This is a genomic window from Mesorhizobium sp. CO1-1-8 (assembly GCF_020164875.1).
GTDB lineage: Bacteria > Pseudomonadota > Alphaproteobacteria > Rhizobiales > Rhizobiaceae > Mesorhizobium.
The window spans coordinates 74427-90384 of sequence record NZ_JAIUGZ010000019.1; the positions used below are offsets into that span (position 1 = coordinate 74427).

A 15958-nucleotide genomic window follows, 5' to 3' on the forward strand; every position below is an offset into this window, starting at 1 on the left:
TTCAGGCGGCAGTCGCCATGAACTCCGGATTCTGCTTCACCAAGGCGACCTTCAGCTTTTCCATGGCGCGGGCCTCGATCTGGCGGACGCGTTCCTTGGAGATGCCGAGGGTTTCGCCGAGCGCTTCCAGTGTCGCGCCTTCGTCGTTCAGGCGGCGCTCCTCGATGATCCTCAGCTCACGTGCATTGAGCGCGCGAAGCGCTTCCCTCAGCCAGAGCGAGCGGCGCGCGACATCGATCTTGTCGCCGACGATCTCGTCGGGCAACGGATCGTCCGAGACCAGGAAATCCATGCGCTCCGTCGAACCCGCATCGTCGGCAATCGGCATGTTGAGCGAGGAGTCGGGTGCCGAGAGGCGCGAATCCATCATAGCCACATCGGCTTCGGAGACACCAAGCGCCTCCGACACCTCGCGATAGAGTGTGGCGTTGGACAGCGGCTCCGCGCCGTTCGCCAGCCGCGCGCGCAGACGTCGCAGGTTGAAGAACAGCGCCTTCTGCGCCGAGCTGGTGCCGCCACGCACGATCGACCAGTTGCGCAGGATGTAGTCCTGCATCGAGGCCCGGATCCACCACGTCGCATAGGTCGAGAACCGCACCTCGCGCTCCGGCTCGAAGCGGGCGGCGGCTTCGAGCAGTCCGACATGACCCTCCTGGACCAGGTCGCCGAGCGGCAGCCCGTAATGGCGGAATTTGGAAGCCATGGAAATGACCAGCCGCATATGGGCGACGGTGATGCTGTGCAGCGCGTTCTGGTCGTTGTCCTCTTTCCAGAGCAATGCAAGCCGATGCTCTTCGTCACGCTCGAGGTAGGGAGCCCTCATTGCCGCGCGGACCATGATCCGTCCTGCCGTGTCTTCCATCATGAGGCGCTCCCTGGGTGGTGCGGATGACTTTGCAAACTTGGCTGGCGCCCGGGTTGAAATGGCGGCGTCGTGCCCTAGAACAGCCAGAACTGCCATGGGCGGGAAAGGTTCCGCGACCGTGGCTGCGGGATCGTGCTGCCCAACACGGTTCGCGATGGCTGCGATGACGAGTAGAAAGTGCCGTTTAGAGAATCTGGTTTCATAAATCGGGTGTTTTTGAAATTCTGTTCCTTATTTTTTTGACTTGCATCTGTCAGTTTCCAGCGCTCACAACATGCCGGTCAGCCGGCCAAGGACGGGATCACAGAAAAATGAAATGGCTCAAGTCGCTCATCATCGCCGGAACGCTGCAGGCCGTGGCTGTCACCGCAGGCCACGCCGGCGCCAATCTCGACCAGATCAAGCAGGCTGGGGTCATCAAGGTCGGCACGGAAGGCACTTATGCGCCATTCACCTATCATGACACTTCGGGCGCACTGGTCGGCTTCGACGTCGAAATCGCCAAGGCGATCGCCGACAAGCTCGGCGTCAAGGCCGAATTCCTCGAAGGCAAATGGGATGGGCTGATCGCCGGCCTCGACGCCAATCGCTATGACGCCGTCATAAATGAAGTCGGCATCACCGACGCCCGCAAGGCAAAGTACGATTTCTCCGATCCTTACATCGCCTCCAAGGCGGTGCTGATCGTGCGCGGCGACAATACCGACATCAAGAGCTTCGCCGATCTCAAGGGCAAGAAATCGGCGCAGTCGCTGACCTCGAATTTCGGCAAGCTGGCCGAAACGAACGGCGCCGAGCTGGTCGGCACCGATGGCTTCGACCAGTCGATCCAGCTGCTTCTGACCGGCCGCGCCGACGCCACGATCAATGACAGCCTGTCGTTCCTCGACTTCAAGAAGCACAAGCCCGATGCCAATGTGAAGATCGCCGCGCAAGAGGAAAACGCCGACTATTCCGGCGTCATCGTGCGCAAGGGCGATCCGGAGCTGGTCGCGGCGATCAACAAGGCGCTGGCCGATATCAAGGCCGACGGCACCTACAAGAAGATCTCCGACACCTATTTCGGCCAGGACGTTTCGAAGTAATCCATGAGGCGGGCCGGTCCGCGGCCCATAGGACACATCGAGCGGCGAGCCGTCTTTGACGGCCCGCCGCTTTTGTCGTGATATGGCCGACGCATTCTCGCCTTGACCAAGCTGCTTCGACCAATCTGGAGGGTCTTACGTGCCGCACTGGCTGCAACTGATGCTGGAGTCGCTGCCTTCGCTGTTGTGGGCGGCGCTGATCTTCACTGTGCCGCTGACGCTGTTGTCCTTCGCTCTGGGGCTGGCCGTTGGGTTGGGTGCAGCGCTTGCCCGGCTGTTTGGTCCGAAACCGCTGGTCGCGCTGGTGCGCTTCTATGTCTGGATCTTCCGCGGCACGCCGCTCCTGGTGCAACTGTTCCTGATCTTCTACGGCCTGCCGTCGGTCGGCATCCTGCTCGACGCCTTCACGGCGGCGTTGATCGGCTTCACGCTCAACATCGGCGCCTACACGTCGGAAATCATCCGTGCAGCAATAGGCTCGGTGCCGAAAGGCCAGTGGGAAGCCGCCTATTCGATCGGCATGACCTGGGGCCAAGCGATGCGGCGCACCATCCTGCCGCAAGCCGGGCGGGTCGCGGTGCCGCCGCTTTCCAACACCTTCATCTCGCTGGTCAAGGATACGTCGCTGGCCGCCGCCATCACCGTGCCGGAGATGTTCCAGGCGGCGCAGCGCATCGTCGCCACCACCTATGAGCCGCTGATCCTCTATGTCGAGGCGGCGATCCTCTATCTGGCGCTGAGTTCGGTGCTGTCGGCCTTGCAGACGCGGCTGGAAACCCGGCTCAACCGCTATGGCGGCTTCCTGGAGGCGCGCTCATGATCGGCCTCAGCAACATCGAAAAGCGCTTCGGCGACAACCTCGTGCTGAAGGGCGTGACGGTCACCATTGCCGAAGGCAGCGTCACGGCGCTGGTCGGCCCGTCGGGCGGGGGAAAAAGCACCCTGCTGCGCTGCATCAACCTCCTGGAGATCCCCACCTCCGGCACCGTGCGCATTGGCGACGAGACGCTCGCATTCCATCCCGGCGGCAGGGTTCCGGCCAAGGATGTCCAGCGCCTGCGGCTGCAGACCGGCATGGTGTTCCAGAACTTCCAGCTGTTTCCGCATCGCACCGCGATCGAGAATGTCATGGAAGGTTTGGTGACGGTGCTGAAATGGCCACCTGAGAGGGCACGCGAGCGGGCGCTGGCTTTGCTGGAGAAGGTGGGGATGGCGCACAAGACCGACGCCTGGCCGGCGACCTTGTCGGGCGGCCAGCAGCAGCGCGTGGCGATCGCCCGCGCCCTGGCGCCGTCGCCGAAAGTGCTGCTCTGCGACGAGCCGACCTCTGCGCTCGACCCGGAACTGGCGCAAGAGGTGGTGGACGTGCTTGGCAAGCTCGCCAGCGAAGGCACGACCATGGTGATGGCGACGCATGATCTGCGCCTCGCCTCCAAGATTGCCCAGGAAGTGGTGTTCCTCGATGCCGGTGTCATCGTCGAAAAGGGATCGGCCGCGGTGCTGTTCAACAACCCTGAGCAGCAGCGGACCAAGCGGTTCATTGCGACGCTGAAGCAGGAGGCTGAGAAGGAAGGCGGCGGCGAGGTGTAATGGCTGCCCTCAGCGCCACTTTCCAGAAAGCAAAAAACCCGGCGCGAGGCCGGGTTTCTCATGAATTCAAAGGGTGAGAAAGATCAGGCGGCTTCTTCCTGCTCGGCCTCTTCATTGTCGGCCTTGGCGCCACGCTTGGGGCCCTTGTTGAGGTTGACCTCGATCAAGCGCACGGCTTCGGTTTCCGACATGCGGTTGACGGCCGCGATCTCGCGGGCCATGCGGTCGAGCGCCGCCTCGTAGAGCTGACGCTCGGAATAGGACTGCTCCGGCTGGTTGTCGGCACGGTAGAGGTCGCGCACGACTTCCGAGATCGAGATCAGGTCGCCCGAATTGATCTTCGCATCATATTCCTGAGCACGGCGCGACCACATGGTGCGCTTGACGCGGGCGCGGCCCTGCACGACCTTCAGCGCGCGCTCGACATAATCCTCTTCCGACAGCTTGCGCATGCCGATGGAGGTCGCCTTGGCGACCGGCACCTTCAGGCGCATCTTGTCCTTCGAGAAGTCGATGACGAACAGTTCCAGCTTGTGTCCAGCAACTTCCTGCTCGTCGATCGAGACGATCTGGCCGACGCCGTGCGCCGGATAGACGATGTACTCGCCGGTCTTGAAACCGTGACGCGCAGCGGTGGACTTCTTCTGCGGGGTGATCGTTGCCATTACGCCCTGAACTCCTTGTTGTGGCACCGGCGTCCTGCCGGTCCGAACTCGCGCGATCGGGGAAGCCGATCGTTAGCCGCACAACAGATGAACCCATCGGAAAAGCCGGACCGGCAAACCGCGACATTGCGACCGCCTGGCCCAGATCGCTCTGGTCCGAATGGGATTTTCACCTTTCAGTGATTTGGGGCGTCTGCGCCATAAATCGACGTTGTGTCACCGGCATGTTTGGCTGATGTAACACAAAAAGTCGGAAGAATCAAGGTTTTGCTGCATACGCGAAGGCCACAGGGCGGCGCCGGCTGTCAAGCCGGTTAATGTGACGTGCCTTTTACCCAGCGTAATACCGGCCTTTGTGGCCGTGTTGTCAATCGCCTTCGCCGGGCTCTGCCGAGAAGTATTTCTCGAACTTGCCGGCCTCGCCGTCGAAGGATTTGGCGTCGGCAGGCGGTTCCTTCTTGGCGGTGATGTTGGGCCATTTGTCGGCGTATTCGGTGTTGACCTGCAGCCATTTGTCGAGGCCGGGTTCGGTGTCGGGCTTGATCGCGTCGGCCGGGCATTCCGGCTCGCAAACGCCGCAATCGATGCACTCGTCGGGGTGGATGACGAGCATGTTCTCGCCTTCGTAGAAACAGTCGACCGGACAGACTTCGATGCAGTCCATGTATTTGCATTTGATGCAATTGTCGGTCACGACATAGGTCATCGGTCGGCTCCGGGACGTCCCATTTTGTGGGCTTTTTCCGTCAGGTAACGCCTTTGTCGATCGCTTGCAAGGGTAGCCATTGCGGACGGCGCCGGTGTTTCCGGAATGGAATTCCAGACTGCAGGCCCGGCGGAAGTCGGTCATGTCCCGTAGAGCGTCTGTTTGCCGGGCTCAGTTCTCGCCTCAGGCGTGTCGTTGTCCCAGGACCGCTGCGTGTTTTGGGACGCCAGGCATCAATCTTCGCCGAGCAACCGGTCGGTCTGGCGACGTTCTTTCTTGGTTGGGCGGCCGCTACCGGCCTCGCGCAGCCCCGGAATTGCATCGGGAGGGGCTTCGCCCTTCGGTGCGGGCGGTGGCGACATATCCTCGTAGAGCGTACGGGCCTCCTCGGCCGGGCCGCGTCGCGTACCGGCGCCGAGCACCTTCCAGATAAAGATGCGCCGCTCGAGCGTGATGGTCAGGACATCGCCTGGCTTGACCTGATCGGAGGCCTGCGCTGCTTTGTCGCGATTGATGCGAACCCGGCCGGCGACGACCAGCTTTGCGGCCAGCGAGCGCGATTTCACGGCGCGTGAGAAGAACAGCCATTTGTCGATACGCTGGCGGCCTTCGGCAACCATCGAAGCGAGCCGGGTTCTACTTCTTCAGCTGGTCGCGCAGAGCGGCGAGCTTGGCGAAGGGCGAGTCCGGGTCGAAGCGCACCGGGCGCTCCTCGCGCGGCTTCGGCTGGAAGGCAGGCTTGCCGCCCCCTGGGCCTCGATCGGGACCACCTTTGCCATCCGGCCTGCCACCCTTCCAGTCGGGACGGCCTTCGCGGCGGTCGGGACGCTCGCCTTGCGGCCGGCCGTCACGCCGCTGTTCGCCTTCGGCCTGCGGCTTTGGTTTGAACTTCGAGCGGTCGAAGCGCGGCTTGCCGGCACCATCGCGCCGGCCTTCATGGACCGGCCGTTCACTTGGCGTGGCTGCGGCCGTTGCGCCGGCGGCATCCGCAGGCGCATCGCTTCGGCCGCGCGCTTGTCCGTTGCGTGGGCGATTGTTCCTGCGGTTGTCGTCGCGGTTGCGGGGGCGCTGTTCGAAACGACCCTGACGCCACAACAGGATGGGTTTTGGCGCTTCGGCTTCCGGCGCAGCTTCGCCGACGGCTGCTTCAGCCACCGCCACAGGTTCGTCCGGCGCGGCGTCCGTTGCCGGCGCGGCATTTGACACCAGCTCGGCCGGTGCAGCTTCTTCTGCCGCTGCGGCCTCAGTCTCGGCAGCTTCCGCCTCTGCCTGCGGTTCAACCGGTGCCGGTTCAGCAGCAGCCTCGGCTACAGGCGCTTCGTCCTGCACGGTTTCGACCGGAGCGTCCGCCTGTTCTTCCACGGCAGGCGCGGCAGGTTTCGCTGCGGCGTCGGAGGTGATTTCGGCCGCCGTTTCCGAAACGGCCACTGCGTCCGATGCCGGCTCCGACCCTTCGACTGCTGCCTCTGCTGCGGCATCCGTTGCCGCGGCTTCGGCCGCTTTGGCCTGCTCGGATCGTGCGGCTTCTTCCGTTGCCAGCTTCGCCACCGCTGCTTCTCGCGCGGCATTGTCCTGTGCTTCAAGCCGCGCCTTGACCTCGACGGCCGGCTTGGGCTCGGCACGGTAGCCGAGACCTTTGAGGATCTCTTCCATGTCGTCCGCGGTGGCGCCGAGGATCGACATCATCGGCGGCGTCACCATGAAGGACTGGCCGTCATAGGCGCCGTCCGGGCGCTGGCCGAGGCCGGGCTTCCAGTTGGTCGCCGGACGGATCAGATCCGCCAGCCGTTCCAGGATGTCGATGCGCACGGCGCGACGGCCGAGATTGCGGTAGCCGGCAAGCTTGTAGAAGGTCTTGTCAAAGGCCGGGTCGATGACCACCGAGGTGCGACCCGAGGCGAGCGCATGGACCACGTCGCCAAAACCTGGCTTGTCCTTACCGTCGTTCTTCAGCGCCCACAGCAATGTCACCAGTCCCGCAGGCGCCGGCTTGATCAGCGCCGGCACGAAGACATGGTAGGCGCCGAAGCGCACGCCAAGCCGGCGAAGGGCTGCGCGACCTTCCTGGTCGAGCGACTTCATCTCCTCGGCGATGTCGCGGCGGTTGATGAGGCCGAAATTCTCGACCAGCTGGAAGGCGATGCCACGGCCGATGCCGGAAATCTGGTCGGCGTTTTTCAAGTCGACCAGCGGCTTCAACAGCGACTCGATCTGGAAATTGACGAAACGCTCGGCACGCGCGGCGACCTTGTCGCGCGCCGGGCCGGTCAGCTGTTCGTCGGCCAGCAGCACCAGCCGCGGCTTCAGCGCGTCTTCGCCTGATACAAGCGTGCCGATCGGCGCGCCGATCCAGCGCAGCGTGCCGTCCGAGCCAAGCGCGATGTCGCCATTGGCCGAGGCGCCGAAGCGTTCGGCGCGCGCCTCGAACTCGGCGGCCAGCGCCTTCTGGGCAGCAGTGCGCACCGCCTTGGCGTCTTCGCCGCCGGCGGTCTGGTCGGCGGTGAAGCGGAACCCTTGCAGCTCGCCGACATGGTGGCCTTCGACAAGGACGGTTCCGGTAGGACTAATTTCGGCTTCAGGCATGGTATTTTCTCTAAGGCGCCGCATGAGGACGGAAGTCCTGCGGTCTACGAAGCGTTTCGTCAACCGCTCATGCAGCGCATCCGACAATCTGTCTTCGATTTCGCGCGTCTTTTCCTGCCAGTGTGCCTGATCGGCCAGCCAGCCGGGCCGGTTCGACACGAATGTCCAGGTGCGGATCTGGGCAATGCGATGCGACAGCGTGTCGATGTCGCCCTCGGTGGTGTCGGCGCGGCGCACCTGCTCGGCCATGTAATTCTCGTCGACGTGGCCGTGGCGTGCGAGGTCCGTGTAAATCGAGGCAATGAGGTCGGCATGTTGGGCCGGCGCGATCCTGCGGTAGTCGGGCAGCGCGCAGGCTTCCCACAGCAGCGCCACGCGCTTGGCATTTGTGGTGAGTGCGCGGATGTCCTCGTCGCGGGACAGATGCTCGAGCGCCTGTGCATCGACGGCAGGCAATGCCCGTGTCAGGCCCTCGACCGGGGCGTTGGTCTCGATCGAGCGCTTCAGCGCGTCGAGGCTGGCAAAGTCGAAATGCGCGGTGCGCCACTGCAGCACCTTCACCGGATCGAAGTCGTGGCCCTCGATCTTCTTGATCAGCTCTTCGTCCAGCGGGTCGACCTGGCCGGTGACACCGAACGTGCCGTCGCGCAGATGCCGGCCGGCGCGGCCGGCGATCTGGCCAAGCTCGGCCGCCGTCAGGTTGCGATACTGGAAGCCATCGAACTTGCGGTTCTGGGCGAAGGCGACGTGGTCGAGATCGAGGTTGAGACCCATGCCGATGGCATCGGTGGCGATGAGGTAGTCGACATCGCCGGACTGGAACAATGCCACCTGGGCGTTGCGGGTGCGCGGCGAGAGCGCGCCGAGCACGACGGCGGCACCGCCCTGCTGGCGGCGGATCAGCTCGGCGATGGCGTAGACCTCGTCGGCGGAGAAGGCGACGATTGCCGTGCGCCGCGGCAGGCGGGTCAGCTTCTTGGAGCCGGCATAGGCAAGATGCGACAGCCTTGGCCGCGTCACCACAGAGACACCCCTCAGCAGGCGCTGCAGGATACCGTGCATGGTGGCGGCACCCAGCAGCAGCGTTTCCTGGCGGCCGCGCAGGTGCAGGATGCGGTCGGTGAAGATGTGGCCGCGCTCGAGGTCCCCGGCGAGCTGCACCTCGTCGATGGCGACGAAGGCGGCGTCGGTCTCGCGCGGCATGGCCTCGACGGTGCAGACCGAATATCTGGCGCCCGACGGCTGGATCTTTTCCTCGCCGGTGATCAGCGCGACCTTGTGGGCGCCGACCTTTTCGCAGACGCGGGCGTAGACCTCGCGCGCCAGAAGCCTGAGCGGCAGGCCGATGAACCCACTCTCATGCGCCACCATGCGCTCGATGGCGAGATGGGTCTTGCCGGTGTTGGTCGGCCCCAGCACGGCGGTCACGTCGCGGCCCGACAGGATCAGCGGCTCGGTGTGTTTGGGCTGGATGTTCATTGACCTAGAATAAGGCTTCCGGGACCTGGAAATAAGGCTTTCTGGCCTCTGGTTGTCGGGAGCGTGCCTCAAGTGACGCGTATGACAGCCGACACATAGGGATTTCGGGCGCGAAGCGAAAGCGGAATGTTCCGCCAGCGGCTACAGGTGTTTTGGTCAAGCTCTCAACCGGCTGCGGATTAACGGATAGAACGAGTCTGGAACGAATCGGCGACGAATCGGTGACTCCTGCAGATTCAGCTTTTGTTCACGGCTACATGTGGATTTTGCGACCGCGAGTCGCACCACATGCTGAATCCTGGAACTGGCCCGTTTCATGCTAGAGAGGGCAAGGAGGGCGTTGCCGTTAATCTTTGCCGACAAACGATCATAATGGCTTGGTATGCCTCGCCCAAGATTATGAAATTGTTGATCTTTCCTAACCCGCGTTAAGAAATTGGCAGGCGATTCCGGCTGTCGTCGTTAACGTTCCGGTCAAAGCCGGAACGAATCGGCGACGAATCAGCGATGCCGGAATTTTCTTGGTTCGTTCACCCCAACATCTTGTGTTGTGAACAGCTTATCCACCGAGAATCCACAGGCTTGAGAACAGGTTTCGCACATGTGGCGCTATTGGCGTTAACTTTTGCGTGCCGGATTGGGTCAGCACCCGTCGCGGGCACATCGATGGGAGCCATGCCGGCAACGGAAAACGGGCCGGCGTGCCGGCCCTCGATCTCTCCGCCCACATCGCCGCGTCGTCAGGCGAAGTATTGGCCGCCATTGGCCGTGAGGGTCGAGCCGGTGATGAAGCCGGCATCTTCGGATGCGAGGAAGACGACGCAGCGCGCGATTTCTTCGGGTTCGCCGAGGCGGCCGACAGGGATCTGCGGAATGATGCGCTCGTTGAGCACCTTCTCGTCGATCGCCTTGACCATCTCGGTGGCGATGTAGCCGGGGCAGATGACGTTGACGGTGATGCCGGCGCGAGCTCCCTCCTGAGCGAGAGCTTTGCTGAAACCGATGTCGCCGGCCTTGGCGGCGGAATAGTTGACCTGGCCGGCCTGGCCTTTCTGGCCGTTGATCGAGGAGATGGTGATGACGCGGCCGAACTTGCGGTCGCGCATGCCGCTCCACAGCGGATGCGTCATGTTGAAGACACCGGACAGATTGGTGTCGATGACCTCTTTCCACTGTTCGCGCGTGATCTTGTGGAACATGGCGTCACGGGTGATGCCGGCATTGTTGACCAGCACCGAGACCGGGCCGAGATCGGCCTCGACCTGCTTGATGCCGGCGGCGCAGGAATCATAATCGGCGACCGACCATTTGTAGACGGGAATGCCGGTCTCGGCCTTGAATTTGCCAGCCGCGTCGTCATTGCCTGCGTAGTTCGCTGCAACCGAATAGCCGGCGGTCTTCAATGCGATCGAGATCGCCGCGCCGATACCGCGCGAGCCCCCTGTGACGATTGCTACCTTGGTCATGCATTTCCCCTTTTTTGATATCGCCCTGTTGTCGGGCTTGGCAGGCACTGGATACAGAACGGGCGGCTCGCGCCGCCCGGTTAGTGACTTCTTCAGAGTGCTTCGATGCACATGGCGACGCCCATGCCGCCGCCGATGCACAGGGTGGCCAGCCCCTTCTTGGCGCCGCGCCGGCGCATCTCGAAGACCAGCGTGTTGAAGACGCGGGCGCCCGAAGCGCCGATCGGGTGGCCGATGGCGATGGCGCCGCCATTGACGTTGACGATCGAGGGATCCCAGCCCATGTCCTTGTTGACGGCGCAAGCTTGCGCCGCAAAGGCTTCGTTGGCCTCGACCAGGTCGAGATCGCCGACCGACCAGCCGGCCTTTTCCAAGGCCTTGCGCGAGGCGGGAATAGGTCCGGTGCCCATGATCTGCGGATCGACGCCGGCGGTTGCCCAGGACACGATGCGCGCCAGCGGGGTGATGCCGCGCCTCACCGCTTCCGCTTCGCTCATCAGCAGCGCGCCGGCCGCGCCATCATTGATGCCGGAGGCGTTGGCGGCGGTCACCGTGCCGTCCTTGTCGAAAGCCGGCTTCAGCTTGGTCATGGCGTCGATCGTGGCGCCGTGGCGAATGTATTCGTCCTGGTCGACGATGGTGTCGCCCTTCTTGCCCTTGATGGTGACGGCGACGATCTCGTCCTTGAACTTGCCGGCCTTCTGCGCGGCCTCGGCCTTGTTCTGCGAGGCGAGCGCGAACTGGTCCTGGTCTTCGCGGGTGATCTGGAACTGACGCGCGACGTTTTCGGCGGTGTTGCCCATGTGATAGCCGTTGAAGGCATCCCACAGTCCGTCCTTGATCATGGTGTCGATCAGCTTGAAGTCGCCCATCTTGACGCCGGCGCGCAGGTGTTGGGCATGCGTCGAAAGCGACATCGATTCCTGACCGCCGGCGATGATCACCTTGGCGTCGCCGGTGGCGATCTGCTGCATGCCGAGCGCTATGGCGCGCAGACCCGAGCCGCAAACCTGATTGAGGCCCCAGGCGGTGGTTTCCTTGGGCAGGCCGGCATTGATCGATGCCTGGCGGGCCGGGTTCTGGCCTTGCGCGGCGGTCAGCACCTGGCCGAGGATGACCTCGTCGACCTCGCTTGGTTCGACGCCGGCACGTGACAGCAATTCCCTGATGACGACAGCGCCGAGCTCATGCGCCGGTGTGGCGGCGAAGGCGCCGTTGAAGGAGCCGACCGGCGTGCGCGCCGCACTGGCTATGACGATGGAAGCGGACATTTTCTTCTCCAGACTTCAAAGGGTGTTGTTCTGTCGTTGGGGACTTTTCTTGCCCTTTCCCAACCCCAAGTCAAACCGGAAATGGGCATGGCGCCCATGCGCCGCAAGCAGGTCGTGCCTAGCCGTGGCGGCCATTCGTCCATTGCTGCGCAGCATATTTTGCCTGCTATGCAGCATTTAGTGATCCCGCACTGCACAAACTGCTTGGAATTGTGAGGCTTTTGCGCATATCCTCAAAAAAGGCACAATCGTTATCGGCGGCTTACTCAGAGGCGCGCCGGTGTCCCCGGGAGGATGTAGATGGCCGCTAAAGACGATCCGATCATCATCAAGAAATACGCCAATCGCCGCCTCTACAACACCGGCACCAGCACCTATGTGACGCTCGAGGACCTCGCCGAGATGGTCAAGAAGGGCGAGGAGTTCACCGTTCAGGACGCCAAGACCGGCGATGACATCACGCATCCGGTGCTGACCCAGATCATCTTCGAACTGGAGAACAAGGACGGGCAGAACATGTTGCCGATCCCGTTCCTGCGCCAGCTCATCGCTTACTACGGCGACCAGATGCAGATGATCGTGCCGAGCTTCCTCGAACAGTCGATGCTCGCCTTCTCCAAGGAGCAGGAGCGCTTTCGCGAGCAGATGAAGGGGGCGATCGGCAAGTCGCCGCTCGACATGATGAAGATCACCACGCCGATCAAGGCGCTGGAGGAACAGACACGCCGCAACATGGAAATGTTCCAGAATGCGATGCGGCTGTTCACGCCATTCCCGCCCGCTGGCACCGCGCCAGCCGCTGCGCCGTCGCCCGAGCCGGCCAGGAAGGAAACGCCTGACAAGCCCGACGATCTTCAGGAACTGAAGGACCAGATCGCGGCCATGCAGCGCAAGCTCGACACGATGTCCTGAGCGCTTGGCGCTCTTGCGACCTTACACCAGCGCGCCCTCATAGCGGCCGCGCGGCCTGATGACACTTCCGCTTGTTATCTGTTCGACCGTGTGCGCGGCCCAGCCGACGCTGCGTGCGAGCGCAAACAGGCGGAACGGCGTATCGCGCGGCAAGCCAAGGCTGCGCGTCAGCGCCGCCAGCCCAAAGTCGATGTTGGGAAGCGCGCCGGTCGCGGCAAGGGCAGCGTCGCGCAGCGACGATAGTGTGCCGTCAACCTCGATCACCGACAGAAGCGCCGCCCCTCGGGGATCGCCGTCAGGATAGAGCTGATGACCGAACCCCGGCAGCGGCCGGTCATGACTGAGCCAGCGCCGGATCGTCGCATCGGCGCCATGCCGCGCCGCATCCTCGGCCAATTGCATCACCGCCTCGCCGGCGCCGCCATGGCGAGGGCCTGACAGCGTCGCGAGCCCTGCCAGAAGGCAAGCGGCCAGCGGCGCGCCGGTCGAGGCTGCGACGCGCGCGGCGAAGGTCGACGCGTTCAGTTCGTGATCGGCAAGCAGGACAAGCGCGCGGCGGATCGCTTCGGCGCCGTCGGCATCCACCGACCAGTCCTGCGCCAGCCGCTGATGGACCGGATCTGATCCCGCCGGTGCGCCCAGCGTGCCGGCCAGCACGCCGACCGCGTGCGCAGCATCGGCATGCAGCGAGGCGGCGCTGCGCCCAAGCGATGGGCGTCCCTGGCCGGCAAGCACGGCAAGTTGCGCAAAAGCCGAGGCTCGGCCAGCTTGATCGGGTGCGTCCGGCGATGGTGCTTCGAAAGCCACCGGTTCCGGCAGAGCCCAGAGAACGGCGGCGGCTTCTTCCAGTGAGGCGTGCCCGGAGAGCACCGCGGCGTCCTGCCCGCGATAGATGAGCCGACCGTGTGAGACGGTCGAAATCGCCGTTGCGATCGAGGGCTCGCCCCAGGCAATGGCGCTTTCAGCGATGACTGACGGGCTGCGGCCGCGTGCCCGGCGGATCGCTAGTGCGGCAATATCGTCGGCACGATACTGGCTGCGGCGCGGATCGGCGCGGTCGGGCCGCATGCCGATGCGGCCACGGCTGACGTAGGCGTAGAGCGTCTGCGCCCGCACCTTGAGGCGTTCAAGCGCTTCTTCCCGTGACAACCACTCGGACATATCGGGCTCTGATATTGATTCTATTGATCAAGATTGATGGATGTGTTGCCCACCCTTATCTCCGAGCCGGAAATGCTTCAAGGAGGCAAGGCTATGGCGAATGGGCTCGATGACGTGGTGGCGGCGGAAACCGTGCTTTCCGATGTGGATGGTCTTGGCGGCCGTCTGACGATCCGAGGTCATTCGCTGCCGGAGCTGGCCGGCCGCTGGAACTATGCGCAGGTGGTCGGGCTGCTGCTGGATGGCTTTTTCGACGATCTTCCCGGCGATGCGGACCTGACGCGGGCGCTGGGCCAGGCGCGTGCGGACGTGTTCGAACGACTGTGGCCCTCGCTGCCCTTGCTGGCGTCGCTCGATGTCTACAGCGCCATGCGTGCCGGCACGGCGTTGCTGCCGGACGGAGACACATTGACGAACGCCTTACTGCTCATCGCAGCGCCCGCCGTGCTGACGCCGGCCCTGCTGCGCCTGCAGCGCGGCGAGCAGCCGATCGCGCCGGACAGCCGGGACGATCATGCCGCCGACATGCTGAGGATGCTGAACGGCAGCGTCGCCTCGCCCGCGCTGGCGAAGGCGCTCGACACCTATCTGGTGACCGTCTGCGACCACGGTCTCAACGCATCGACCTTTGCGACGCGCGTGGTGGCCTCGACGCAGGCCGGCCTGACATCGTCCGTGCTGGCTGGGCTCGGCGCGCTCAAGGGGCCGCTGCATGGCGGCGCGCCAGGTCCGGTGATCGAGATGCTGGATGCGATCCAGGCGCATGGCGATGCCGCCGGCTGGCTGCGCGACGAGATCGCGCAAGGCAGGCGCATCATGGGCTTCGGTCACCGCGTCTACCGTGTGCGTGATCCGCGCGCCGATGTGTTGAAAGCCGTTGTGCGGCAACTCGGCAGCGAGGGTGAAACCGGCCGCCGGCTGGCCTTTGCGGAGACGGTCGAGCAAACCTCGCTCGAGGTGCTTCGGATCGCCAAGCCACAGCGCTCGCTGCAGACCAATGTCGAGTTCTACACCGCGCTGGTGCTGGAAGCGGCGGGTTTCCCGCCATCAGCCTTCAGCAATGTCTTCGCCGCCGGGCGCGTGGGCGGCTGGATTGCCCATGCGCGCGAGCAGCAGACGACCGGACGGCTGATCCGGCCGCAATCGCGTTATGTCGGGCCGGTGCCGGGTCTGGTTGCCTGAGGTTCTTTCGGCGCCTGGCTAGCGACGGGCGATCCAATCAATATCCTCCTGATGAGCGGCCGTGTGGTCGCTCATGACGAAAATTTCATCTCCCCGAAAATTCTGGCCGCTGTTATTGCGTCGCATTGAGCATATATGCTGCACTGCAACATAAGCCCGCTCTTGCCGCAACCAGAGGAATCCACCCTTGGCCACCAGGAAAACCGCAATTATCACCGGCTCCACATCGGGCATTGGCTTGGCTATCGCCCAGGCGCTGGCGGCCGAAGGCCACAACGTGGTCGTCAATTCCTTTTCCGATACGGCCGCCGACCACGCCATCACTGACGCGATCGCCAGACAGCACAAGGTGAAGACTGCCTATATCAAGGCCGACATGTCGAAGCCGGCCGAATGCCGGGCGCTGATCGCCAAGGCGACTGAGACATTCGGTTCGGTCGATATCCTGGTCAACAATGCCGGCATCCAGCATGTCGCGCCGGTGGAGGAGTTCCCGATCGAGAAATGGGATGCGATCATCGCCATCAACCTGTCGTCGGCGTTCCACACCATCGCCGCCGCCATTCCGCTGATGAAAAAGGCCGGCGGCGGCCGGATCGTCAACATCGCCTCGGCGCATGGCCTGGTCGCGTCGCCGTTCAAGTCGGCCTATGTCTCGGCCAAGCACGGCATCATGGGATTGACCAAGACCGTTGCGCTCGAACTGGCGCGTGAAAAAATCACCTGCAACGCCATCTGCCCCGGCTATGTGCTGACGCCGCTGGTCGAGGCGCAGATCCCCGACCAGATGAAAGCCCACACCATGGACCGCGAGACCGTCATCCGTGAGGTCATGCTGGACAAGCAGCCGACGAAGGAATTCGTCACGGTCGAGCAGATCGCGGCAGCGGCGGTGTTCCTGTGCTCGGATGCGGCAGCGCAGATCAACGGCACGCATCTCTCGGTCGACGGCGGCTGGACCGCCGCGTGAGGCGCAGAATTTTCTCATCGACC

At 63.7% G+C, this 15958-nt stretch carries 14 protein-coding genes; 6 read left to right on the forward strand and 8 right to left on the reverse strand.

Annotated elements, in window-relative coordinates; translation table 11 throughout:
- Position 1: 1 nt before the first annotated feature.
- Positions 2 to 865: an RNA polymerase factor sigma-32 gene (locus LB558_RS28385; protein ID WP_224700568.1), complete on the reverse strand. Its 864-nt coding sequence runs from the start codon at positions 863 to 865 to the stop codon at positions 2 to 4.
- A gap of 311 nt (positions 866 to 1176) precedes the next feature.
- Between LB558_RS28385 and LB558_RS28390 the strand changes: the two genes are divergently transcribed.
- From LB558_RS28390 to LB558_RS28400, 3 genes are all read left to right on the forward strand, one after another.
- On the forward strand, positions 1177 to 1950 hold the full coding sequence (locus tag LB558_RS28390; RefSeq protein WP_127260379.1) for an amino acid ABC transporter substrate-binding protein: 774 nt from the start codon (positions 1177 to 1179) through the stop codon (positions 1948 to 1950).
- 139 nt (positions 1951 to 2089) lie between these two features.
- Complete coding sequence (locus LB558_RS28395; RefSeq protein ID WP_127267252.1) at positions 2090 to 2770, forward strand: amino acid ABC transporter permease; 681 nt, start codon at positions 2090 to 2092, stop codon at positions 2768 to 2770.
- Positions 2767 to 3540, forward strand: coding sequence for an amino acid ABC transporter ATP-binding protein (locus LB558_RS28400; RefSeq protein ID WP_224700569.1), 774 nt, complete (start codon positions 2767 to 2769; stop codon positions 3538 to 3540). The genes LB558_RS28395 and LB558_RS28400 overlap by 4 nt, the downstream gene beginning before the upstream one ends.
- Before the next feature lie 83 nt (positions 3541 to 3623).
- On the opposite strand, the gene LB558_RS28405 is transcribed toward LB558_RS28400, so the two are convergent.
- From LB558_RS28405 to LB558_RS28430, 6 genes are all read right to left on the reverse strand, one after another.
- A complete protein-coding gene (locus LB558_RS28405; protein WP_013529179.1) occupies positions 3624 to 4205 on the reverse strand; it encodes a CarD family transcriptional regulator in 582 nt (193 codons plus the stop codon).
- A gap of 367 nt (positions 4206 to 4572) precedes the next feature.
- Positions 4573 to 4911, reverse strand: a complete 339-nt coding sequence (gene fdxA / locus LB558_RS28410; RefSeq protein WP_023699302.1) for a ferredoxin FdxA — start codon at positions 4909 to 4911, stop codon at positions 4573 to 4575.
- 233 nt (positions 4912 to 5144) lie between these two features.
- Complete coding sequence (locus tag LB558_RS28415) at positions 5145 to 5531, reverse strand: RNA-binding S4 domain-containing protein (RefSeq protein WP_127297242.1); 387 nt, start codon at positions 5529 to 5531, stop codon at positions 5145 to 5147.
- A 16-nt stretch (positions 5532 to 5547) separates the two neighbouring features.
- Entirely contained in the window at positions 5548 to 8973 is a 3426-nt protein-coding gene (locus tag LB558_RS28420; protein WP_224700570.1) for a helicase-related protein, read from the reverse strand.
- Positions 8974 to 9713: 740 nt separating this feature from the next.
- Positions 9714 to 10439, reverse strand: a complete 726-nt coding sequence (phbB, locus tag LB558_RS28425) for an acetoacetyl-CoA reductase (RefSeq protein WP_224700571.1) — start codon at positions 10437 to 10439, stop codon at positions 9714 to 9716.
- 92 nt (positions 10440 to 10531) lie between these two features.
- Positions 10532 to 11710, reverse strand: a complete 1179-nt coding sequence (locus LB558_RS28430) for an acetyl-CoA C-acetyltransferase (RefSeq protein WP_224700572.1) — start codon at positions 11708 to 11710, stop codon at positions 10532 to 10534.
- Between the two features lie 300 nt (positions 11711 to 12010).
- On the opposite strand from LB558_RS28430, the gene phaR reads away from it, so the two are divergent.
- On the forward strand, positions 12011 to 12622 hold the full coding sequence (gene phaR / locus LB558_RS28435; protein WP_023814312.1) for a polyhydroxyalkanoate synthesis repressor PhaR: 612 nt from the start codon (positions 12011 to 12013) through the stop codon (positions 12620 to 12622).
- A 21-nt stretch (positions 12623 to 12643) separates the two neighbouring features.
- Here phaR and LB558_RS28440 read toward each other — a convergent pair whose 3' ends face one another.
- A complete protein-coding gene (locus LB558_RS28440; RefSeq protein ID WP_224700573.1) occupies positions 12644 to 13783 on the reverse strand; it encodes a citrate synthase in 1140 nt (379 codons plus the stop codon).
- A gap of 93 nt (positions 13784 to 13876) precedes the next feature.
- Between LB558_RS28440 and LB558_RS28445 the strand changes: the two genes are divergently transcribed.
- Both LB558_RS28445 and LB558_RS28450 read left to right on the forward strand, forming a co-directional pair.
- Entirely contained in the window at positions 13877 to 14965 is a 1089-nt protein-coding gene (locus LB558_RS28445; protein WP_224700574.1) for a citrate synthase/methylcitrate synthase, read from the forward strand.
- Between the two features lie 187 nt (positions 14966 to 15152).
- Positions 15153 to 15935, forward strand: coding sequence for a 3-hydroxybutyrate dehydrogenase (locus LB558_RS28450; protein WP_224700575.1), 783 nt, complete (start codon positions 15153 to 15155; stop codon positions 15933 to 15935).
- Positions 15936 to 15958: the final 23 nt, after the last annotated feature.